The sequence below is a fragment of the Hymenobacter aerophilus DSM 13606 genome, from assembly GCF_000382225.1.
In the GTDB taxonomy this organism is placed as follows: Bacteria; Bacteroidota; Bacteroidia; order Cytophagales; family Hymenobacteraceae; genus Hymenobacter; species Hymenobacter aerophilus.
The window spans coordinates 87,429-109,608 of the sequence record NZ_KB907806.1; the positions used below are offsets into that span (position 1 = coordinate 87,429).

General features: G+C 62.6%; 22 protein-coding genes. 8 read left to right on the forward strand and 14 right to left on the reverse strand.

Features of this window, described 5'->3' with window-relative positions; translation table 11 throughout:
- Positions 1-118: 118 nt before the first annotated feature.
- From H145_RS0107060 to H145_RS0107075, 4 genes are all read right to left on the reverse strand, one after another.
- Positions 119-493, reverse strand: a complete 375-nt coding sequence (locus H145_RS0107060; protein WP_019947441.1) for a PH domain-containing protein — start codon at positions 491-493, stop codon at positions 119-121.
- 36 nt (positions 494-529) lie between these two features.
- Positions 530-1,039: a HEAT repeat domain-containing protein gene (locus H145_RS0107065; RefSeq protein ID WP_019947442.1), complete on the reverse strand. Its 510-nt coding sequence runs from the start codon at positions 1,037-1,039 to the stop codon at positions 530-532.
- Between the two features lie 63 nt (positions 1,040-1,102).
- Positions 1,103-3,472, reverse strand: coding sequence for a M1 family metallopeptidase (locus H145_RS0107070; protein ID WP_019947443.1), 2,370 nt, complete (start codon positions 3,470-3,472; stop codon positions 1,103-1,105).
- Positions 3,473-3,620: 148 nt separating this feature from the next.
- Complete coding sequence (locus H145_RS0107075) at positions 3,621-4,229, reverse strand: HupE/UreJ family protein (RefSeq protein WP_019947444.1); 609 nt, start codon at positions 4,227-4,229, stop codon at positions 3,621-3,623.
- Between the two features lie 176 nt (positions 4,230-4,405).
- On the opposite strand from H145_RS0107075, the gene H145_RS0107080 reads away from it, so the two are divergent.
- Together H145_RS0107080 and H145_RS0107085 are read left to right on the forward strand one after the other, a co-directional pair.
- On the forward strand, positions 4,406-4,903 hold the full coding sequence (locus tag H145_RS0107080; RefSeq protein WP_157541316.1) for a hypothetical protein: 498 nt from the start codon (positions 4,406-4,408) through the stop codon (positions 4,901-4,903).
- Positions 4,904-4,973: 70 nt separating this feature from the next.
- A complete protein-coding gene (locus H145_RS0107085) occupies positions 4,974-5,354 on the forward strand; it encodes a hypothetical protein (protein ID WP_019947446.1) in 381 nt (126 codons plus the stop codon).
- Between the two features lie 87 nt (positions 5,355-5,441).
- On the opposite strand, the gene clpB is transcribed toward H145_RS0107085, so the two are convergent.
- Positions 5,442-8,063 carry an ATP-dependent chaperone ClpB gene (gene clpB, locus H145_RS0107090; protein ID WP_019947447.1) on the reverse strand — a complete coding sequence of 874 codons (2,622 nt, stop codon included), beginning with the start codon at positions 8,061-8,063 and terminating at the stop codon, positions 5,442-5,444.
- 235 nt (positions 8,064-8,298) lie between these two features.
- Here clpB and H145_RS0107095 point away from each other — a divergent pair, with 235 nt between their 5' ends.
- Complete coding sequence (locus H145_RS0107095) at positions 8,299-9,309, forward strand: hypothetical protein (RefSeq protein WP_157541318.1); 1,011 nt, start codon at positions 8,299-8,301, stop codon at positions 9,307-9,309.
- Positions 9,310-9,608: 299 nt separating this feature from the next.
- Here the strand turns inward: H145_RS0107095 and H145_RS0107100 are convergent, their stop codons facing one another.
- From H145_RS0107100 to H145_RS0107125, 4 genes are all read right to left on the reverse strand, one after another.
- Positions 9,609-10,028, reverse strand: coding sequence for a type II toxin-antitoxin system VapC family toxin (locus H145_RS0107100; protein WP_026351319.1), 420 nt, complete (start codon positions 10,026-10,028; stop codon positions 9,609-9,611).
- Positions 10,029-10,406: 378 nt separating this feature from the next.
- The gene (locus H145_RS0107110; protein WP_019947451.1) at positions 10,407-10,808 is read right to left on the reverse strand and encodes an NUDIX hydrolase; all 402 of its coding nucleotides are present in this window, start codon (positions 10,806-10,808) and stop codon (positions 10,407-10,409) included.
- A 203-nt stretch (positions 10,809-11,011) separates the two neighbouring features.
- Positions 11,012-11,440: a hypothetical protein gene (locus H145_RS0107120; protein WP_019947453.1), complete on the reverse strand. Its 429-nt coding sequence runs from the start codon at positions 11,438-11,440 to the stop codon at positions 11,012-11,014.
- 103 nt (positions 11,441-11,543) lie between these two features.
- The gene (locus tag H145_RS0107125; RefSeq protein WP_019947454.1) at positions 11,544-12,491 is read right to left on the reverse strand and encodes a 1-phosphofructokinase family hexose kinase; all 948 of its coding nucleotides are present in this window, start codon (positions 12,489-12,491) and stop codon (positions 11,544-11,546) included.
- A 163-nt stretch (positions 12,492-12,654) separates the two neighbouring features.
- Here H145_RS0107125 and H145_RS20330 point away from each other — a divergent pair, with 163 nt between their 5' ends.
- The 4 genes from H145_RS20330 (at position 12,655) to H145_RS24870 (ending at position 15,263) form a co-directional block, all read left to right on the forward strand.
- The gene (locus H145_RS20330; protein ID WP_169513169.1) at positions 12,655-13,824 is read left to right on the forward strand and encodes an extracellular catalytic domain type 1 short-chain-length polyhydroxyalkanoate depolymerase; all 1,170 of its coding nucleotides are present in this window, start codon (positions 12,655-12,657) and stop codon (positions 13,822-13,824) included.
- Positions 13,825-13,902: 78 nt separating this feature from the next.
- A complete protein-coding gene (locus H145_RS0107135; RefSeq protein ID WP_019947456.1) occupies positions 13,903-14,688 on the forward strand; it encodes a HipA family kinase in 786 nt (261 codons plus the stop codon).
- Positions 14,675-15,058 (forward strand): DUF3037 domain-containing protein, encoded by a 384-nt coding sequence (locus tag H145_RS0107140; RefSeq protein WP_019947457.1) that lies wholly within the window; start codon positions 14,675-14,677, stop codon positions 15,056-15,058. Before H145_RS0107135 ends, H145_RS0107140 begins: the two co-directional genes overlap by 14 nt.
- Positions 15,059-15,128: 70 nt before the next feature.
- The gene (locus tag H145_RS24870; RefSeq protein WP_019947458.1) at positions 15,129-15,263 is read left to right on the forward strand and encodes a hypothetical protein; all 135 of its coding nucleotides are present in this window, start codon (positions 15,129-15,131) and stop codon (positions 15,261-15,263) included.
- A gap of 120 nt (positions 15,264-15,383) precedes the next feature.
- Here the strand turns inward: H145_RS24870 and H145_RS22625 are convergent, their stop codons facing one another.
- The 5 genes from H145_RS22625 to H145_RS0107170 form a co-directional block, all read right to left on the reverse strand.
- Positions 15,384-15,956: a hypothetical protein gene (locus H145_RS22625; RefSeq protein ID WP_019947459.1), complete on the reverse strand. Its 573-nt coding sequence runs from the start codon at positions 15,954-15,956 to the stop codon at positions 15,384-15,386.
- Between the two features lie 96 nt (positions 15,957-16,052).
- A complete protein-coding gene (locus H145_RS0107155; RefSeq protein WP_019947460.1) occupies positions 16,053-16,985 on the reverse strand; it encodes a D-2-hydroxyacid dehydrogenase in 933 nt (310 codons plus the stop codon).
- Between the two features lie 47 nt (positions 16,986-17,032).
- Positions 17,033-19,447 carry a S9 family peptidase gene (locus H145_RS0107160; protein ID WP_071595139.1) on the reverse strand — a complete coding sequence of 805 codons (2,415 nt, stop codon included), beginning with the start codon at positions 19,445-19,447 and terminating at the stop codon, positions 17,033-17,035.
- A 217-nt stretch (positions 19,448-19,664) separates the two neighbouring features.
- Positions 19,665-20,264 carry a nitroreductase family protein gene (locus H145_RS20340; protein ID WP_019947462.1) on the reverse strand — a complete coding sequence of 200 codons (600 nt, stop codon included), beginning with the start codon at positions 20,262-20,264 and terminating at the stop codon, positions 19,665-19,667.
- 44 nt (positions 20,265-20,308) lie between these two features.
- Positions 20,309-21,019 (reverse strand): pirin family protein, encoded by a 711-nt coding sequence (locus H145_RS0107170; RefSeq protein ID WP_019947463.1) that lies wholly within the window; start codon positions 21,017-21,019, stop codon positions 20,309-20,311.
- Between the two features lie 144 nt (positions 21,020-21,163).
- On the opposite strand from H145_RS0107170, the gene H145_RS0107175 reads away from it, so the two are divergent.
- A complete protein-coding gene (locus tag H145_RS0107175) occupies positions 21,164-22,069 on the forward strand; it encodes a glutamate--tRNA ligase family protein (protein WP_019947464.1) in 906 nt (301 codons plus the stop codon).
- Positions 22,070-22,180 lie beyond the last annotated feature (111 nt).

Genomic DNA, 22,180 nt, shown 5'->3' on the forward strand with positions numbered 1-22,180 from the left:
GTGAGATAGTGAAGTGGTGAGATGGTGAGATGGTGAGTTTACGTCCCGCCGGCGCAAGTGGCGCAAATCGGCCCGCCGGGACGTAAACTCACCATCTCACCAGTTCACCATCTCACCGCTAAAGCGTGTACTCGCTCAGGGTGCGGCTCACGTCGTAGATGTTCTTGTCGCCGCGGAAGCTTTTGGTAATGGGCTCGGCCATGCCGCGCACCCAGATTTTCAGGTCGGCATCGAGCTCGAAGTGGCCGGTGGTTTCGGTGCTGTAGCGCTCAATGCTGCGGTAAGGCACGCTCAGGTACTCGCGCTTCTTGCCCGTAACGCCCTGCTTGTCAATTAGCAGCAGGCGCTTGGTGGTGAACACCAGCAGGTCGCGGATAACGATGTAGGATTTGCACACCTCTTCGCCAGGGGCCAGCAACTGGCTCAGCTCCAGCTGAATGGCGTGGGTGTCGGTTTCGGAAGCGTTGCCCAGCAGGCCGTCGAGAAGTCCCATAATACGTTGCTCAAGTGGTGGAAAGAAGAGGAAAAGCTACAACTCTTCTACCAGTTCTCTGATATTTTCCAGCCCCAGTTCCAGCAGGGACTCGCTCGGCGCCAGTTGCGCTACGGCCCATTGCTGCTGAATATAAGCTGCATCTTCGATGGAATACTCGAAATCTTGGTCCTCAATGGCCATCATGGCCATCAGTTGCGCTTCGTAACCTTGCTGAAAGACCATCTGGAAGAGCTCCTTCAATAAATGCCGACAATCAAATTGCGTGAGGACGTACACCAGCGTGCCGTTGCAGCCGCGGGTTTCTGGCAGCTGAATGGCTCGCAGAAGCGGCGCAACGGCCCGCGCATCGCCCAAGTGCATTAGGCCCATCGCGGCCCGGTAGCGCCACCCGCGCTGAGCCGTTTCCAACAAGCCCAAGTAAAACTGCGCCACTTCCTCTGTGCCAATAGCCGTCAAGGCCTCAAAGGCTTCGGAAGCCGCCTCTGAATTGGGGCCGAGGGCTTGGTGCTTAAGTGATTCCAGGCTGGAAGATGATTTGGGCATACGTGTAAAGAAAACAGCCGACCCCTGGAGCCGGCTGCTTTAGAATCACTGGAAAATGGCTACTTAGTTCGTGCTGCCGCCCGCCGAGGAGGCCGGCGTGTTCAGCGGCTTCTGCTCCTTCTGCTGCAGCGCCGACTGCTGCTGCATGGGGTTGGGCTGGGCGCGCTGTTGGTACTCGAACAGTTCGAAGCGCGAGGGCGCCGCCTGCTGGGGCCAGGCATTGTTGCCCAGGTCGGTATCGGCGGTTTGCTGGTAGGGGTCGAGCACAAAGCTCACCACCGGCTTTTCGGTCACGAACACCTTGCTGACCTCGGCGTTGTTCTTGCGCCAGATTTCGGCCGGAATGTTCTGAATTTCCTTCTGGCCATCTGCGTAGGTAAGCTGCATGATGACGGGCATCGTCAGGCCGCCCAGGTTTTTCAGGCTCACTTCGTAGAAGTTGAGCGTGCCGTTCAGACGCTGCTGCTGCTCGGGGCTCAGCGTTTTCAATGCCTGCTGGTAGCGCTGTTGGTCGGCGGGGGTAGTGGCCAGCGGGTCGTACTGGTTGTAGAAATCCTTGAGCTCGGGCTTCTGCTCGACCAGCGGCTGCGGAATGGCCGTGAGGTTGCGCTGCTGCGAAATGGTTTTGGGCGCCTTGCCGGCCAGCTCGCGCTGGCGGGCCTTCTCGATGGCTGGGTTCTGCGAGTTGATGCTGTACTCCTTCACGCCGGCAATGGCCAGGTCGGTGTGGTCGGTGGTGTAGAACCAGCCGCGCCAGAACCAGTCCAGGTCCACGGCCGAGGCGTCTTCCATGGTGCGGAAGAAGTCGGCGGGCGTGGGGTGCTTGTAGGCCCAGCGGCGGGCATACTCCTTGAAGGCGTAGTCGAACAGCTCGCGGCCCATGATGGTCTCGCGCAGGATGTTGAGGCCGATGGCGGGCTTGCCGTAGGCGTTGTTGCCGAACTGCAGCACCGACTCCGAGTTGGTCATAATCGGGGTTTGCAGGCTCTTGTCGGTGCGCATGTAGGGCACAATCTGGGCCGGGTCGCCGCGGCGCGAGGGGTAGTCGCGCTCCCACTCCTGCTCGGCCAGGTACTGCACAAACGAGTTCAGGCCCTCATCCATCCACGTCCACTGCCGCTCGTCGGAGTTCACAATCATCGGGAAGAAGTTGTGGCCCACCTCGTGGATAATTACCGAAATCATCCCGTATTTGCGGTCGGCCGAGTAGGTGCCGTCCTTCTCGGGGCGGCCACCGTTGAAACTCAGCATCGGGTACTCCATGCCGCCTACCGGGCCGTGCACCGAAATGGCCACCGGGTACTCGTAGGGAATGGTGTACTTCGAGTACACCTTGATGGTGTGGGCAATTACCTCGGTCGAGTACTTACCCCAGAGCGGGTTGCCCTCCTTGGGGTAGTAGCTCATGCACAGCACGTTTTTGCCGCCCTGCTTGATGCCCATAGCATCCCAGATAAACTTGCGCGACGAAGCCCAGGCAAAGTCCCGCACGTCCTTGGCGGCGTAGGTCCAGGTTTTGGTGCCTTTGGCGCGACTCTGCTCGGCCCGCTCGGCCTCCTGCGGCGACACAATCAGCACCGGACTCTTGGCCCCCTGGGCCTGCTGGAGGCGCTGGCGCTGGGCGCTGGTGAGCACCTCGTTGGGGTTTTGGAGCACGCCGGTAGCGCCTACCACGTGGTCGGCGGGGGCCGTGATGCTCACCCGGTAGTCGCCGAAGGGCAGGGCAAACTCGCCGTTGCCCAGAAACTGCTTGTGCTGCCAGCCCTGGTTGTCGGAGTACACCGCCATGCGGGGGTAGAACTGCGCAATTTCGTAGAGGTAGTTCTTGTCTTCGGGGAAGAACTCGTAGCCGCTGCGCTGGTTGATTTTGAGCTGGTCGTTGATATTATAGCTCCACTTGATGCTGAAGGTAACGGCCTGCTTGGGCCGTAGCGGAGTGGGCAAATCCACCCGCATCATGGTGTGGTTGATGACGTAGGGCAGAGCCTTGCCGCCCTTGAGCTTCACCTCGCCAATCTTAAAGCCCCCGTCGAATCCATCGCGCTGCATGTAATCCATCGCCTGGAAGGGCATGCGGGGCTGGATTTCGCCCACCTGGGTAGCGGCCGTGATGGAGTTCTTGTCGAGGATGTTCTGGTCGAGCTGCACCCACAGGTAGGTGAGCACGTCGGGCGAGAGGTTGGTGTAGGTGATGTCCTCGTCGCCGCTGATGGCCTGCTTCTCGTCGTCGAGCCGCACGCGGATGTTGTAGTCGGCGCGCTGCTGCCAGTAGTTGGTGCCGGGCGCCCCGGAGGCCGTGCGGTAGGAGTTGGGCGTGGGCAGCAGCGTTTCAAGCTGGGCGAATTTATCGGTGCCGGAGTTGGTGTTCTGCGCGGCCGAGGGCAGGGCCAGCAGCACCGCCAGCCCGGCGGCCAGCAGAGTAGGTTTGAGCATAAAAGGCAGGTGGGGGTTTAGAGCTAGAAAGTTAGAAAGTTTTGAGGGAAAAGGGTGAAACAGCTACCGCATGGTTGCAGCAGGTTCTAAAAAAACAGGGTGTTATGCCGCACCTGCCGAAGCACCTCGCGTGCTGTTTCCTCACCACTTACCCCACCAGCAGTACCAGCGCAATGCCCAGCGCCGCGCCGCTGCTCACCAGCAGCCAGTCGCGCCGGGCCACGCCCAGGCCCCGAATCAGGCCGAAGCCCAGCGCCAGAATCAGCCCCACAATCAGCAGCTGGCCCAGCTCGACACCTACATTGAAGCTGAACAGCTCCAGCACCGGCCGGCTTTGGCGGCCCAGCAGCTCGCGCAGATAGCTCGAAAACCCCAGCCCATGAATCAGCCCGAAGCCCACGGCCAGCAGGTTGGGCAGCGCCAGCACCAGCGGCCCGCCGGTAGCGGCGCTACCCGTTTCGGGCCGGCGCAGGGCAGCGCGGCCGGCCCCAATCAGGTTCAGCAGGCTGGTAAGAATGATGGTAACTGGAATAAGCGTTTCAATCAGCTGGGGCGAGTAGTTCACCAAGTCCAGCGTGGCCAGCGCCAGCGTGAGCGAATGGCCTACCGTGAAGCTGGTCACGAGCAACACCACCCGCCGCCAGTCGCTGAGCACGTAGGGGGCGCACAACGCCAGCAGAAACACGAGGTGGTCGTAGGCCTGCAGGTTGAAGATGTGGAAAAAGCCGAGCTGGAGGAAGGTAGTGAAAACGGACATGTGGGCGCGGGGAAGGCAGTGAACGGGCAAATATCCGGATTAGGGAGCTACCTGGCCTTACTACCAGCTTGGCCATTGGCGAGCCTGCGGCCTCAGCTACATCCAAAATATATCGAGAAGCCATTGCTAATTCGCCGGCAAAGCAGGAAGTTGCGCTGTTTTTTGGCTGATTATTTATGTCGCTTTTACGCTTGTGCCGGGTGCTTCCGGTTTGTCTGGTTGCGCTGAGTCAACCACTACCCGCCGCGGCCCAGCAGGCCGTGGCGCCAACGCCCGCCACCTTCACCCGCACCGACACGCTCGATGCCGTTACGGCCCTGTTTATCACGAAGCGTAACGCTGCCTACTGGCCCCTGGCGCTGGCCCTGCCCGGTTTGCGCCTGATGGCCAGCGGCCAGCGCAAGTACGATGTATACAGCGGCCAGTGGGTAGACACGCCGGCTTCGGGCGGGGCCGTAGCGGCCGGCCTCGGGCTGGCCGGCGCGGGCCTGGGGTTTATGCTGGCTCGCAACTCTACTTACAGCATGGCCAAGCTCAACGAGTTCCAGCGCACCTATGCCGCCGGGGCGCCCTTGTCGCCGGTTTATGCGGCGCTACTCCGGCCCAGGCACTTCGCCAAGGCCGACCAGTGGCGCGAAAAGACCGCCCGCAAACAGGCCCGAAGGAAAAAGTAAAGAAGTCAGTAGGGTGGTAACTGCGCTTTAGGGTGTAGCCAAAACAGCTTTTCATCTCCCCATAAACCATATGCGTAAAATTCTATTCTCAGCTGCGCTGCTGCTGAGCACCATGGCTGCTCATGCCCAGGTACCGGCCACCGACAGCACCCAGGCCGTTCAAAATCTGTTCGCGCAACGCCGCACGGGCGGGGCAATATTCACCGCCATCGGGGTTGGCGCCACGGGCGCTATTGTGCGGGGCGCCAGCAGCGGCGATTCGGGTGGCAATGCCGGCGGGGCCATTGTTAGTGCGCTGGCGCTGGGAGGGGTACCGTTTGGTATTGGCATCGGCAAGCTGGTACGGTTCAGCAAAACGCGCGAAGCGGAAATAGTGGCCGCGTACAGCGCCGGAAAACCCATTCCCCGCGACATTCGCCGCCGTTTGAAAAGCAGCCACTTCGCTAAATAAGCAACAGCGGTACCGACAACAGAACCAACCAAAAAGCCCCGCCGGCACAACACCGGCGGGGCTCCCTGTTTTCAACTCAACTTACAACTACTCCACGGCCGGCAGCTCCACGTTCACGAAGCGGATGCCGCCGTCTTCGAGCACGGCTTCCACCACGGCGTCCTTGCTGACGTGGCCGCTGAGGATTTCCTTACTCAGCTCGTTGAGCACCTGCCGTTGCAGCACGCGCTTGAGCGGGCGGGCGCCGAACTGCGGGTCGAACCCGGCTTCGCCCAGGTAGTCAAGTACCTCGTCGGTGGCCTCCAGGCGAATGCCGGCTTCGTCGAGGCGCTGCTGAATCTGCTTGAACTGGATGTTCACGATTTGGCGAATCTCCTTCCGGCTCAGGGGCTGGAACATGACGATTTCGTCGATGCGGTTGAGGAACTCGGGGCGCATGTGCTCCCGTAGGCGCTCCACCACCGCGTCGCGGGTGCGGTCGATGATGGCCTCCACTTCCTCGGGGTCCTGCTCGTCCAGGTTCTTGAAGTTGCGCTGGATGATGTCGGCCCCGGTGTTGGAGGTCATGATGATGATGGTATTCTTGAAGTTGGCCACCCGGCCCTTGTTGTCGGTGAGGCGGCCGTCGTCGAGCACCTGCAGCAGGATGTTGAACACGTCGGGGTGGGCCTTCTCGATTTCGTCGAGCAGAATCACCGAGTAAGGCTTGCGGCGCACGGCCTCCGTGAGCTGGCCGCCCTCGTCGTAGCCCACGTAGCCGGGAGGCGCCCCAATGAGGCGCGAGACGGCGTGGCGCTCCTGGTACTCGCTCATGTCGATGCGCACCAGTGCGTTGTCGTCGTTGAACAGGTACTCGGCCAGGGCCTTGGCCAGCTCGGTTTTGCCCACGCCGGTCGTGCCCAGAAAAATAAACGAGCCGATGGGCCGCCGGGGGTCCTGGAGGCCGGCGCGGGAGCGGCGCACGGCATCCGAAATGGCCGCAATGGCCTCCGTCTGGCCGGCTACGCGCTTGCCCAGCTCGCCCTCCAGATTCAGCAGCTTTTCCCGGTCCGACTGCAGCATCTTGCTTACCGGAATGCCGGTCCACTTGGCCACCACCTCGGCAATATCCTCGCTGGTCACCACTTCCTGGAGCATGGCCCCGCCGTCCTTGTTGGCGGCGGCCTCGTCCTGCAGGGTTTTCAGGCGGGCTTCCGCCTCCTGAATTTTGCCGTAGCGCAGCTCGGCCACGCGGCCGTAGTCGCCCTGGCGCTCGGCCTGGTCGGCTTCCAGCTTGAAGCGCTCGATGTTCTCCTTCTCGGTCTGGATGTTGGTCAGCACCGATTTCTCCGACTCCCAGCGGGCCTTCAGCGAGTCGCGCTGCTCGCTCAGGTCGGCCAGCTCCTTGTTGAGCACCGCTTCGCGGTCGTGGTTTTCTTCGCGCCGGATGGCCTCGCGCTCAATTTCGAGCTGCATCATGCGGCGCTGCACCTCGTCGAGCTCCACCGGCATCGAGTTCAGCTCGATACGTAGCTTGGCCGCCGCCTCGTCCATCAAATCAATGGCCTTGTCGGGCAGGAAACGGTCGGTGATGTAGCGGTTGCTCAGCTCCACGGCCGCAATTACGGCGTCGTCGGTGATGCGTACGCCGTGGTGCAGCTCGTACTTTTCCTTGATGCCGCGCATGATGCTGATGGCGTCGGGCACGCTCGGCTCATCCACCATCACGGCCTGGAAGCGGCGCTCCAGAGCCTTGTCCTTCTCGATGTACTTCTGGTACTCCTTGAGCGTGGTGGCCCCGATGGCGTGCAGCTCGCCCCGCGCCAGGGCGGGCTTCAGCAGGTTGGCCGCGTCCATCGCCGACTCGCCGCCCGCACCGGCCCCAATCAGGGTATGAATCTCGTCGATGAACAGGATAATCTGCCCTTCGGCATCGGTTACCTCCTTGATAACGGCCTTGAGGCGCTCCTCAAACTCGCCCTTGTATTTGGCGCCGGCAATCAGCAAACCCAAATCGAGCGACATCACGAGCTTATCGGCCAGGTTTTCGGGCACGTCGCCGGCCACGATGCGCTGGGCCAGGCCCTCCACGATGGCCGTTTTGCCCACGCCGGGCTCCCCCAGCAGCACGGGGTTGTTCTTGGTGCGCCGGCTCAAGATCTGGAGCACCCGCCGGATTTCCTCGTCGCGGCCAATCACGGGGTCCATGTTGCCGGTGCGCACCCGCTCGTTGAGGTTGATGGCGTAGCGGTTGAGGCTCTGGTACTGGTCTTCGGCCGACTGGCTGGTCACCTTGCGGCCCCCGCGCAGCTCCTGGATGGCGGCTTTCAAATCCTTCTCGTTGAAGCCGGCGTCCTTCATCAGCGTGGCAGTGCTGTCGCGGCCGCCGAGCAGCCCCAGCAGCAAGTGCTCCACCGACACGTACTCGTCGCCGAACTCCTTGAGGTATCCGGTGGCCCGCTGCAAGGCCGCGTTGGCGTCGTTCGACAGGTAGGGCGAGCCGCCGCTCACGCGCGGGTAGGCGGCCACGATGTCATCGAGCCGGGGCGTGAGGACATTGAGGTTCACGCCCAGCTTCTTGGCCAGAAACGACAGCACGTTCTCGTCGCTCTGGAACAGGCCCTTGAGCAGGTGGCCGGTTTCAATAGCCTGCTGCTGGTTGCCGCCGGCTATTTCGGTGGCCTTCTGCACGGCCTCCTGGGCCTTAATGGTATAGTTATTAAAGTTCATGGCTAGTCGTCGTTAGGTGAGAACTTCAGGGTATGAGAAGTTCTACGACGAGGCTAGCAAACAGGGTGCGAGAGGGCTTTTGCTGACGTTTTGGCGGGAAAAAAGTTGATTTGGACCAATAAAATCGCAACTTTGTCAGATATTCCATCCTTCTTATGAGTAGCAACAAACTTCAATGAATATATTCGTCCAAATATTTTTACAACGTAGAGGCATCAGAATACTTATAATTCTTATGCTCATCCTAAGCTCAGTAGGAGTGTTTCTGTTTTGTAACATAAATAAGCCATTTGTTGAGGATATTGACGAGCTCCATAAACAGTTAATAACTATAAGCGGAATTTTTACCGCGCTGATGCTCACTATATTAATGCCCTTTTTTATCGAAAGGGCAAATGAAAGGCAATTAATTATTAACGAGTACAATAAAGATTGTAAGCGAGTCGCTGCATTCCGCGCTTTCGTTTATCATATCCGAGATTTTGATATGTTCGAGAGTTCTTCATCGTTGCAGTTTACCTACTTAAAAGGCCGAAGCTTTCAAGAGTACAAGGAATCTTCGGAATTTTTTTCAGAATTGTACTCCCTATCCAATGAAGGAAAGGTCAAAGGAGAAAATATAGGCAGAATGGAGCTATATGGCGCCATTAGAGATTTTGCTTATGACTTCCCCAGTGGAATAAGCTTTTTTTCTAAATACTCAGAATATACCTATTCGTATGAGAAGCTGCAATATATTCATTATTGCTGCAATATGATTTGGTATTCTCTTGATAGGCACAACTACTTAAGGCAAGCGTTGAATCGGAGCTATAGCTTTCACTCCACTTATTGGATTGGAGTTATGGAAAAGCTAATACCGTTTTTTTCTATAGAAAAAACGAAATTGCCATTAAAAGACCCAGCCAACTTTGTGATGTCTCAAGCTGGGGAGTATGAGCAAATAATATCAAACATGCTTAATAAAATGCATAAAATATTATTTGAACTTTCACCTCAAAATTATTCGTCAATTTCTTTAGACACAATATTTATACTACTGTTTGGGTTGATTATGCCATTGTATACTTTGCTGTTTAAAATTCCCTTATTTCATAATCAAGTTACTGGTCTGATTTGCTTTACAATTACTATAACATTCATTATCAACTTTTTAATAGATGTTTATAAGATATTCAACAAAGATAATTTCAAGGAGAAATACGAAAATGAAACTCGTCCACTTTTCGACCGAAGACGCTATTAGAACACGTCAGCCTTGCATAGCTTTAAGGGAATTTCTATAATGCGCGCCTAAAGAGTCGTGTCATTTTTTTGACAAGCGGTAGCTATAAATGACAGCAGGAATTTAGTCCAGAAGAAGTTCCTGTTTCACTAAGTAGCTTCAGCGCGGGCCGAGGGTTGCGCCTAGCCCTGCCCACTTCTACAGGTAGTTGGCCTCGGTGAGGATGCGGGACTGGCCGTGGATGACGTTAATGATGCATTCTCATAAGCTTAACAGAAGCTCCAGTTTCCTCAGCGGCGGGGCACCGGGTGGGGAAGCGGTTACGGAGTATCAATCCAGTTTTCCAGCGGCAGATTGGCGAGGCCGGCGAAGTGGCGGGTATTGCGCGTGACGAGCGTGAAACCGTGGGCTACCGCCGTGCTGCCGATGAGAATATCAAAATCATCAATTGGCCGGCCGCTTCGTCGCAACGCCGCTTTGTGGTCGGCAAAGATTTCCAGGGCGGGTCCAATGGGTAGTACTTGCTCCGCAAACAACTCCCGAAACTCCGCCACTTGCTGCTGCTGGCGCGCCTGCCACACCAGGGCGCTGTTGGCCGCCCAGAACAGCAGCTCCGCGATGGTAATTTCAGACACAAAACATTGCGTCAAACCAATTGCGGCAAACCGCTCATTGAGTCGGTATTCTCCCCGTAGAAAGTGGATGCAAATATTGGTGTCGAGCAAATAACCGGCGCTCATAGCTCGATGTCGGGGCGGTTGCTCTGGCGGGATTCTCGTAGCATCTTATTGAGTTCCTCCCCTGTTTCCTCCGATTTCCACGCGCCAAACAGAGCCATAAACCGACGCTCTCGTTCCTCCAACGACAGCTTTGCTGCTGGTGAGGCAGTAGCTTTTACGCCCAGCCGCTGCGCCAGACTTAGCAGTAAGTGTAAGTCGGAATCGTTGGTAGGCTCTAGAACGAGAGTAGTCGTCATAATTGACAAATGCTAAATTGCGAAGTAATACAGTGCTGCCTCTACAACTCAAGTTACGCATAAGTGCCCGTTTCGCCAGTCGGCGGAGGCAGCGGGCGGGGCGGCGGCCTGACCGGGCTATGGCGGCTGGTTTGCCGAGCGGCTACTCCACCAATTCTCCCCGCTCGTGCAGCCAGTCGAAAATCAGCTGGTCGACGGCCGAAACCTGGGGGCGGTGGCGGTAGGTGAGCCAGACTACTTCTTCGATTTCGGCGGCGGGCTGCAGCGTGCCGGTGTAGGTGGCGGCGTACAGGGTCATTTGCACCAGCACCTCGGGCGCGTGGCCGTGGGCGGGGGCCGTGAACACGCCGCGCGGCTGCAGGCTGGCCGGGTCCAGGGCCACCGTCAGCTCCTCACGGATTTCGCGCAGCAGCGTTTCGGCGTCGGTTTCGCCCGGTTCGCGCTTGCCGCCGGGCAGGTAGTAGCGGTCTTTGCCCCGGCTACGGGTGCTCAGTACGCGGCCCTCGTGCAGGTGGAGCCAGGCTACTTTGTCAATCAGCGGCATGAGGACAGATTATTGGCAGCGCACTACGAAGTACGCCAGCACCGCTACCAGTGCCACCGAGCCGAAACGCAGCGCCAGAAACACCCAGGCGGGCAGTTCGGGCTTTTTGGGGGGATAGGACATGGAAGGATGGATTGCTTGTTACAATGAAGAAGAGGTTACTTCTGTGCCGAGTGTAGCGACATGAAAGCCGCGAACTGGTTCTAGCGGGTGTAGCGCTTCTCCGGTACGGTTTTACCAAGTGGCTCTGTCAGGGGGCCTGTTGCGAGTACGGAGTCCGGGCCGCGTAGAGTGAGGGTTTCGGCAGTCAGTTCCTGAATTTCGAGATTGGTGCCGTCGGGGTAGCGCAGGGTGTTCTGCTGTCTGGTATAGTCGTGTCGAGGAAAGACCGCGACCATGCTATTGGCGTGCTCTTCTATCTGCGTTTTAGTGATAATCAGGTAAGGCGTATCGATTGGGTTGGGCAGTTCAAGCCGCTGTAGCAGCTTGCCTTGCGCATCATACCGGAATTCGACGTGGCTAATCTGGTTCCAGCGCCCTTCTAGTGTGATGGGCGCTGGTTTAGCGCCGTCTGAACAGGAAGTCAGCGCAATCAGGGAAAACGAGGCCACAAACAGGTGCAAACGAGGCATCAATAGAAGGTTGAAATTAGCTGGAAACGAATGGCTGCCGGACACTGGCAGAGGACAAATTAAGCTATCCTGACAGTAATCTGCGCAGAAGCCGAAAGCCTCCTTATACCGCCACCGGCATAGTTTGCAGCAGCCATTGGTAGAGCCGCTCCACGTCGGCTTGGCGGAATAGCTCGGTGCCGGAGTTCATGGTGGCGGCCGTGCCGCAGGCCACGCCCAGACGGGCCGTTTCGCGCAGGCTGCGGCCCTCGCTGAGGCCGTGCACGAGACCGGCCACCATGCTGTCGCCGGCACCCACAGTGCTGCGCTTCTTTACCGAGGGCGCGGGGATGTAGTCGCAGCCCTCGGCCGATACCACGCAGGCGCCCTGCGGCCCCATCGATACCACCACGATTTCGCAGCGGCCGTCGGTTACCAGCTGGCGGGCGGCCACCGAAACGGCCTGGCTGTCGAGCTCCTCCACGCCCTGCATCCGGCTAAGCTCGCCCACGTTGGGCTTGGCCAGGTACACGCCCGTTTTCAGTAGCGCCTCCAGGGCCGGGCCCGAGGTGTCGGCCACCACTTTCACGCCCATCTCGCGGGCGGCCTGGGCAATGCGGGTCAGCAGTTCGGGCTCGACGCCGGGCGGCAGGCTACCGCTGATAACCAGAAACTCGGGCAGCTCGCTGAATTCGCGCAGCACTTGCAACACCTGCTGCTGCTCCTCGGCCCGCAACGTGGGCCCGGGCATGCCGAAGCGGTACTGCTGGCCGGTGGAGGCATCCACCACAATGAAGTTCTCGCGCGTCCAGCCCTCGGTTTCAATGGGCCGCTGCTCAATGTGCTCCGCGCTCAGTAGCTGGCGCAGCAGCTGGCCGCTGGGGCCACCCACCGGAAACACGGCCACCGACTCGGAGCCCAGCCGCCGCAGCGCCCGGCTCACGTTCAGGCCGCCGCCGCCGGGCTCGAACTTGGGCGCGGCGCAGCGGATTTTATGGTCGGGCACAATCTGGTCGGCGGTGGTGCTTTTGTCGATGGTGGGGTTGAGCGTGAGCGTGACGATGCGGGCCATAGGCGAAGGAAGGAGTAGGAGAAGCGGTGGAACGGCGTAACTGCTACCAACGGCTAAACATAGCGCGGGTTTTCGCGTCTAGCATAGAGCCGCTGCCTGGCAGCCCTGTCCGCGGCCGTGGCATCCGCTGCTTTTCCGTTTTTCCATGATGATGATGATGATGATGCGCCCACTACTCCTGCTGGCCGGCCTGCTGCTCGCGTTTGCGCCCTCGGCCCCTGCCCAGCAAACCCTCACCGGTACCATCCGCTTCGGCGGCCTCGTGCGCGACTACCGCCTCTACGTGCCCAAGGCCTACGACGGCACCCGGCCCGTGCCGCTGCTGCTCAACTTGCACGGCTTCGGCTCCAACGCCGCCGAGCAGGAGCAGTACGGCGACTTCCGCGCCATTGCCGACACGGCCAATTTCCTGGTAGTGCACCCCAACGGCACGGTGGCCCCCACCGGCCAGCGGTTCTGGAACACGTTTCTGCCCTACGCTGCCGGCGGCCCCGACGATGTGGGCTTCCTAAGTGCCCTCATCGACTCCATCAGCGCCAAATACCGCGTCAATCCGCAGCGCCTGTACAGCACCGGCATGAGCAACGGCGGTTTCATGAGCTACGAGCTGGCCTGCCGGCTCAACGGCCGCATTGCCGCCATTGCCTCGGTAACCGGCAGCATGCTGGCCAGCCACCTCGCGGCCTGCACGCCCACGCAGCCGGTGCCGGTGCTCGAAATCCACGGCACCGCCGACGGCACCGTGCCCTACGAAGGCAACGGCACGTTCGTGCCCATTCCGGAGCTGGTAGCGGCCTGGGTCCGGCGCAACGGCTGCAGCCCCACGCCCGTCATCACCCAGGTGCCCAACACCAACACTACCGACGGCAGCACGGCCGAGCGGCAGGTATTCGGCGGCGGCCGCAACGGCAGCGTGGTCGAGCACTACCGCATCATCGGGGGCGGCCACACCTGGCCCGGCGCGCCCATCAACATCGGCGTTACCAACCGCGACATCAACGCCAGCCAGGTAATCTGGCAGTTTCTGCGCCGCTACCAGCTGAGCGGATTGGTTACGGCCACTTCTGGCGCCCGCGCCAACTCGGCCGAGCTGCTGGTAGCGCCCAACCCGGTGCGCAACCAAATGAGCGTGCGCTCCACGCTGGGGCCCCTGGCGCCCGGCCAGCTGCGCATCACCGACGCGGCGGGGCGCGCCGTGACTGCCACCTTCCGGCGCGGACCCGATGGCAGCCTGCTGCTCTCCACGGCCGGCTGGGCCGCCGGCAGCTACTGGCTGCGGGCCGAAGTAAAAGGCCGGACGCTGCACCGACAGCTGGTGAAGACGGCGGAGTAAAGGTGATAACGGATGATTTGAATGACGTTCTTGCGCCCGCAAACGAGCAACTTCTCAAGCCCTACAATCAAATTACCTATGCCCGAACTTGCTTTGCGTACCGTGGAGGTAACGCGCTACGTGGTACCGCTGCGCGAAGGTGGCTCGCTGCCCGCGCTGGTCGAGGCCGACGATGGCTTTCTATACGTGCTCAAGTTCCGCGGGGCGGGGCAGGGGCTGAAGGCGCTGATTGCCGAGCTGGTAGTGGGCGAGCTGGCCCGGCAGCTGGGTTTGCGCATGCCCGAGCTGGTATTTGTCAATTTGGATGAGGCCTTTGGGCGCACCGAGCCCGACGAGGAAATCCAGGACCTGCTGCGCTTCAGCACCGGCCTCAACCTGGGCCTGCACTTCCTGGCCGGCGCCGCCACCTTCGACCCGCTGCTGCTCGACGTGGAACCCCGGCTAGCCTCGCTTATCGTGTGGCTGGATTCGCTGACGCTGAACGTGGACCGCACCGCCCGCAACACTAACCTGCTCATGTGGCACCGCGAACTGTGGCTCATCGACCACGGCGCGGCCCTGTACGTGCACCACGCCGGCGCCGGCTGGGCAGCGCCCAAACCGCGGCCTTTCCCCCAAATAAAAGACCACGTGCTGCTGCCCCAGGCCACCGAGCTGCGCTGGGCCGATGCCGAGGGCCACGCCCGCCTCACGCCCGAAGTTATCGAGGCCGTGGTGGCCCTGGTGCCCGACGACTGGCTGCAGGAACCCGATGTGAGCCCCGAGGAGCAGCGGGCCCAGTACGTGCAGTTTATCACGGCCCGCCTGGCCGATTCCGCCACCTTCGTTGCCGAAGCTGAAACCGCCCGCCATGCACTTGTTTGAGTATGCCGTGCTGCGGGTGGTGCCCCGCGTCGAGCGCGAAGAATTTCTGAATGTGGGCGTCATCCTGTATTGCGCCTCCCAGGGCTTCCTCGAAACCCGCTGCCAGCTGCCCGAAGCGCGCCTGCAGGCCTTTGCCGGTCCTACCCACCAGCTGGATTTCGACGACCTGCGGGCCCGGCTGCGGGCTTTCGAGCGGATTTGCGCCGGCCGGCGCGAGGGCGGGCCCATCGGGCAGTTTGCGGTGGCCTCGCGCTTCCGCTGGCTGACGGCCACGCGCAGCACCATCGTGCAAACCTCGCCCGTGCACCCCGGCCTCTGCCACGACCCAGCCGCTACCCTGGAGCAGCTTTACCACCAGCTGGTGCTGTAGCGGGGTTCATCTAAACTTCATGGTTGCTTGATTATCTTGGGTTTATCCATTCACTAACCCGCCCCGCCCCATGAAAGACCAAACCAACTGGCCCCCCAAGCACAACTCCGGACGCCTGCCCTGGTGGGTGTATGCGCTGTTCATTCCGGGCGTATTCTGCATTGCCGTAGTGCTATATTTTGCCGGCATCATTCCGGGCAAATAACCGCCTTGAGCCTAAATACCAAGCAAGCCGGCCCCGCCACCATCCAGCACGGATAGGGGCAGGGCCGGCTTGTTTGTCACTCAGGATGTGAGCTGCGAAAGAACGGGGGCCGGCCAGGCGTTAGCCCGCCGGGGCCGTGGTTTGCGGAGCCAGCTGCTGGAGCAGGCGCAGCAGCAACTGGTACAGCTCCCGCAATTGCTCGGGCTCTACCACGGCCCGCTCCACGCTGAAATCCAGCAGCAGCGGCGCATCGGCTGCCTCCGAGTCGGGGGCCAGCGTGAGGCGGGCCGTGGGGTGGTGCAGTAGGGCCTGATGCACCGCAGGGTCGGCCAGCAGCCGGCGCAGGGCGTTGGCGTCGTTGGTGGTGATGATAAAGGTGCGGTCCAGCTCGGCATAGCCCAGCTCCACGTCCTGCAGGCCCAGCAGCTTACCGATTTCGTGCACCCAGTCCTGCTCGTGCAGGGCGAAGCGCAGAGCGGGCTGGCCGGGTACGGTGGCCCGGAGCGTGGTCAGCTCGTAGCCGCCCTCGAAACCGCCGCCCAAATCAATGTCGAGCGCCAGGCGCACGCAGTAGGGCGGCTGGCAGAGGTCGGCGCGGTAGTCGAACAGGTCGGGCTGGCGGGCCATATCGGCGGCTACCTGCGCCCACAGGGCCGGCTCGGAGTCGGCAGTAAACGTGCGGATGGTTTCCATAAGCGGGAGGTCAGCAGAAGGTGAGACGCTGCGTTCTTCCTACTCCGGAGCCCGCGCCCGGGTTGTGCAGCGCCCGTCCGGCAGGCCAGTTCGGGCCTAATAGCCGCGGCCCAGCGTTACCTCGTTGTCCAGCGGCTCGCCTTGTTGCCAGCGCTCCAGGTTGCGCAGAAATACTCCCATCCTGTCGGCCTGTTCCTGGGGGTAGCCGCCGCCGGTGTGCTGGGTGAGCAGCACGTTGGGCAGGTCCCAGAGTGGGTTATCGGCCGGCAGAGGCTCCTGCGCGGTTACGTCGAGCACGGCGCCGGCGAGGCGGCCGGCCTGCAGGGCAGTCAGCAAAGCCGGCTCATCAGTAGTCGAGCCCCGGCCTACGCTGGCGTAGAGCGCGTGCGCGGGCAGGGCGGCCAGCAGCTCGGCCGACACGTAGCCGGTGGCGCTGCCGGGCAGGCAGTTCACCACGATGTCGGTAGCAGGCAGGGCGGCCAGCACGTCGGCGCGGGTGTGTAGCTGGGCCTGTGGGTCGGTGCGGGCCGCAAACTGCACCGCGCACCCGAAGCCGCCGAGCTGCTCGGCCACCGCCTGCCCGATGCTGCCGCGGCCCAGCACCAGCACCCGCCGGCCCCGCAGCAGCCCCAGCCGCTGCCGGAACGCGCCGCCTTCCCAGTGCCGCTCGGCCTGCCACACGGCCAGCTGCGGAATGCCGCGCAGCAGCGCCAGCAGCCCGGCTACCATGGTTTCGGCGCAGGGCCAGGCAAACAGGTCGCCCATGTTGGCCACCGCAAAATCCGGCCGCAACTGCTGGTACTGGTCGATGCCGGCCGAATCAATCTGCCAGAACCGGAGCCGGGGCGGCAGCGGCGCAAGCCAGGCCGCCGGCGGGTTGCCCAGCAGCACATCGGCCGCTTGCAGCTCGGCGGGTGGCCGGGAGCTGTGGCGGTCGGTGGCAAAATGAACCTCGAAGCCGGCGGGCAGCTGCCGGGCAAGCTCGGCGCGGATGGCGGCCGGAAAATCAGAATAAACAAACAACAGCATACGCCCCTATACTACCCGCTACGGCCGCGGGGTTGCACGGGCGCGGCTTAGTCGGCCTTGGAAGTGGTGGGCAGGTCGGTGGCCGGCTGCGCGGCCGTGGCGGGCTTAAGGTAGGTGTCGAGCCAGGTATTGACTTCGGCCAGCAGCTGCATCAGCGACTCGCGGGCCGTGTAGCCGTGGTTTTCGCCGGGCAGCGCGGCGTACCTTACGCTCTTGCCCCCCAGCCGTTGCAGCTCGCCATAGAACTGCTCGGTGCGGGCGGCCAGGCTGGCAGGCAGGTTGTCGAAGCCGGCGGGCAGCACCAGCAGCGGCCGGCGCAGCGTGTCGGATAGGCTGAAGGGCGCGGCCGGGGCTTCGGTGTAGCGCACGGCCGGCGCGAGCGGGGCCACCAGCTGCTCCTGGCCGGGCAGCCGGTTGGGCAAAGGCTGGCTGTGGAGGCCGGCCAGCGCAATGCCGGCCTTAAACTGGCGCGAATCGGCCAGCAGCGTAGTGGCCAGGAAAGCGCCCGGGCCCTGGCCCAGCACCACCACCCGGGCCGTATCGACGAAGCCCATGCGGCGACCCTCGGCCAGCGCGGCGGCGGCGGCCTTGGTCAGCCGCTGAACATAATCGGCCGAACTCGTGCCGTCGGTGGGGGGCTGGGGCAGCACTACATCCTGCAGCACGGCGTAGCCCTGGGCAGTCCAGTATTGGGGCGAGCCCCACTCGTAGCGCGCAAACAAATAGCGCGAGCCGCGGGTCTGGCTGGCGCCGGTGCTGTCGGCAAACAGGGCCGGGCTGGCTTCCAGAATGGTGGGCAGCGGCCCGTCGCTGGTTTGGTAGCCGCTGGGCAGGTAGAGCGTGGCCGCGAGCGGCCGGCCGTCGGGGCGCAGGTAGCGCAGGGGCTGGGTCCGGGGCAGGGCGCCCGCGTAGGGGTCGGCAAACTGCGTGATGGCCACCAGTTTCGGGCCGGTGCGCAGGTAGTAGTTGGGCACCTGCTGGTCGGATTCGCGCCGCGTGATGAACACGCGCCGCACCGGGTCGAGGATGGCAACGGGCTGCTCGAAATAGGGCGCCTCCGAGCGCCACCAGCGCTGTTTGGCGCGGGTCCGCACGTTCAGCTCATCCACGAAAGGCCGGTCGCCCTCGGCCGAGGCGCCGGCCCCAAACAGGTACACGCCGGTGCCGGTGCGGTCGGTGAGCAGCACGGGCCGGCCCAGGGCATTGGGCTGCAGCACTGGGGTGCCGGGGTGGGTATAGGCGTCCCGAACCGAATACTCCAGCAGTGGTTTCGGCAGCGTTTTGGTGGCCAGATCAAGCGGCCAGACGATTTGCTTCTGGTCGGGCAGGCGGGTGGCTTCTACTAGCGCCAGCTGGTCGCTGCTCCAGTACATGCGCCTGAAGCGGGCCGGCAACGCCGCCAGCTCGCGGCCCGGCTCCTCGAAGGGGGCGGCCAGCGTCAGGAGCTGGTCGCGCACCGGGGCCGCCTGGGCGGGGTCGCCGCCATCCTTGGCTTCTACCCAGAACAGGGTGCTGGGCACATCTTCGCGCCAGGCAAACTCGCGCGGGCCGGTTGGTACGGCGCCCGCGCCCGCTGGCAGGGTTTCAACGGCGGGCAACTCGGCCAACTGCTTGTCCAGCAGCCCATCCATGGCCAGCACCTGCACCCGCTGCGGGAAACGCTCGAGCGGCAGCGTGGTGGGGTAGGGGCGGCGGTAGCTGCGCACCAGCACAAAGCGGCCGTCGGGCGAGGGGGAGGCCTGGGCAATCAGGCCGGGCTGGCCCAGCGGGGCCATGCGGTTGTCGAGGCCCACGCGCACTACCTGGCTGAGCGCGTAGTAGCCCAGCATCTGCTCGGCCAGCGGGGTTTTAACGGGATGCTCGTACTGGCGGCCGGCCACCGTTGGCTCGGGCACCGGCGCCGCGCCGCGGCCACCAACTACGGCACGCACCACGAGGCCCTTGCTGTCGGAAATCCACTCGTAGGGCATGCCCAGCGCACCGTTCAAAAAGATGTTGGGCACCAGCCGGGCCGAAGCCGACAGCACGTCCACAATCCACAGCTCCAGGTGGTCGCGGGTGCTGTGGGTGAAGGCAATTTTGGTGTTATCGGGCGACCATTGCAGGTTGCTGATGCGGGCGTTGGCCGGCAGCCCCTGCACCAGCAGCTCCAGGCCTTTGGGCAGCCGCCGCAGCCGCAGGGCTTTCACCTGGGCCGCACGGCTGGCGCTATTCACCACGGTATTGATGCGCAGCCCGGCCAGGCGCAGCTCGGGCTGGCTCTGGTCGAACACCGTGGGCCGCTCGTACATATCCAGCTGCATCAGCCATTCGCCGTTGGGCGAGAAGCTGGCCCGCGGCATGGGCGGCGCGTCGGCCAAAGCCACGAGCGGGCGGGGCGGCAGCTGGTAAGGCAGTAACTGGGCCAGACTCCGACCCACTGTCAGGGCGCTCAGCGCCAGCGTCAAAATATGTACTCTCATCGCAAAAGCCACTCACCTGAATATGTTCACAAAAAACGGCAGATTTCACCGGATTCGCTAACGGAGAGAATAAATATCTAGCCCTCATGTTATTATAAGGTGCTAAAGCCCGGTTTTTATAAACGAAGCAAGCCCCGCCGGTCTGGCGGGGCTTGCAGATGCGCAATAAGAAATATAATTTATCTATGAATGAGCTGGCCACGAAGCCGGCCGGTAATCAGTTGGGCAGCTGGCCCGCAAACGCGAACGAGGCTACCGGCCGGCGTTGGCGCGGGGCCTGCTCGCGGCTCAGGAAGGGCTCCTGCAACTGCTCGGCCTGGCCCAGGTAGCCCAGGGCCAGCATCACCACGGGCTGCAGGTCGGCGGGCAGGCCGAAGGTTTGCCGGGCCTTGTCGGCGTCGAAGCCGCCCATAAAGTGGCCGTGCAGGCCCAGGGCGGTGGCTTCCAGAATGAGGTGGCTGTTGGCCAGGCCCAAGTCGTGGAGGGCGGCGGCGTTGGGCGTGCCGTTGGCAAAATCAGTTTTGGTCAGCGCCAGCACCAGCACCGGCGCGTGGCGGGCCCAGGGCTGGTTGCCGGGCAGCAGGCAGTCGAAGAGCTGCTGAAAGGCCGCGGCATCTTCGCGGTGCGCGTAGATGTAGCGCCAGGGCTGCTCGTTCATGGCGCTGGGGGCCCAGGCGGCGGCCTCAAACACCTGCTGCAGCGCCGGCTCGGGCACCGGCTGCTCGGCAAAGGCGCGCGGGCTCCAGCGCTGCCGGATTACATCGAGCACGGCAAAATCGGTAGTGGCATGCCGGCTGGCGGCGGTCTGGTTGGTCATCAGTTGAAAGAGAATAGTTTCTGATTTGAGAGACAGGGCCGCGCTTACAGCATCGGCACTTCCATCAGCAGCAGCTGGGTGGCCGAGTCGGCGTGGATGGTGACGGTTTCGGTTTCCCAGAGGCCCAGGCCGTCGCGGCGCTGCAGGGGCTGGCCGGCTACCGTGGCCGCGCCTTCGAGCACGAACACGTACAGGCCGTTGCCCGACTTTTTCAGCTGATAATCGGCAGCGAAACCGGCCTCGAAATCGGCCCGGTGAAACCAGGCCTGCTGGTGCACCCACACGCCGGCATCGTCGGGCGAGGGCGACAGCACCTGCTGAAACTGGTTGTGCCGGCCCTCGGCGGCGAAGTGCTGCTGGTCGTAGCGCGGGGCCACGTTGCGCTGGTCGGGGAAAAGCCAGATCTGCAGAAACCGCACCTGCTCGGCCGAGCTGTGGTTTTTTTCGCTGTGGGCGATGCCCGTGCCCGCGCTCATCACCTGCACGTCGCCGGGCCTGATGAGGCCGTGGTGGCCGGCATTGTCCTGGTGTTCCAGCGTGCCTTCGAGCGGAATGCTAACGATTTCCATGTTGTCGTGGGGGTGGGCGCCGAAGCCCCGGCCGCCGGCCACGGTGTCGTCGTTGAGCACCCGCAGCGCCCCGAAGTGCATGCGCGCCGGGTCGTGGTAGCCGCCGAAGCTGAAGGTGTGGTAGGAGTCGAGCCAGCCGTGGTTGGCGTGGCCCCGCGAGTCGGCCGGGTGCAGAACGGTTTTCATAAGACGAGGTTCAGTGGAATGACAATGCAAATATATGTACATACATTGATTAAGGCAAAAATAGTTTCCTGACCCTCGCTATTCCGGCGCTGGGCGCTGCCGGGGCCGATTTGCGTACTTTGCCGGTGTCAGCTTCCCTGCCCGATGCTCCAGTTTCCGTCTGCGCCCGTTGTTTCGCGGCTGGCGCCCACGCCCAGCGGGTTTCTGCACCTGGGCAACGCCGTCAACTTCACGCTTACCTGGCTGCTGGTGCGCCGGGCGGGCGGCACGCTGCACCTGCGCATTGATGACCTGGACCGCGCCCGGTTCCGGCCCGTCTACCTCGCCAACATCTTCCGGACCCTGGATTGGCTGGGCCTCGACTACGACCAGGGCCCCAGCGGCCCCAACGATTTCGAGCGCCACTACTCGCAGCAGTACCGCCTGACCGAGTACGAAGCGGCACTCCAGGCCGCCCACACCGCGCACCCGGCGCTGTTCTACGCCTGCCGCTGCTCGCGCGCCGCGCTGGCGCGCACCGCTACGGCCAGTGGCGGCTACCCCGGCACCTGCCAGTCCCTGGCGCTGCCCTTCGAAGCGCCGGGCCTTGCCTGGCGGGCCCGCGTGCCGCCCGGTACTACCCTAACGTGGCCCGATCTGGCCCAGGGCCCGCAAACGGTGGCGCTGGCCCGCGAGCTGGGCGACTTCGTGGTGCGCAAAAAGGATGGGGCCGCCGCCTACCAGGTAGCCTCGCTGCTCGACGACCAGCGGCTGGGCGTGAACCTGGTGGTGCGGGGCCAGGATCTGCGCACCAGCACGGCGGCCCAGCTGTGGCTGGCAGAGTGGCTGCCCGGTCAGGCCGGCTTCACCCAAACCCGGTTTCTGCACCACAACCTGCTACTCGACGATGCCGGCCAGAAGCTCTCCAAATCAACCCAGACCGGCCAGCAGCGCGGTATTCTGGCCGAAGCCGCTTCGCCGCAGGTCGTGTACCGCGCCGTGGCCCGGCTGCTGGGGCTGCCAGCCGGCGCGGGCGAATCGTTGGCGGCGTTGTTGGCGGCGCTTTCCTAACCCCACCCCCGGCCTGCCTTGCTCAAAGCGCAACATCCTCCGGGAGAGGGGTGCGTTCAACGAAATAGATTTCCTAAACTCGCGGCTGGCACCCCTCTCCCGGAGGATGTT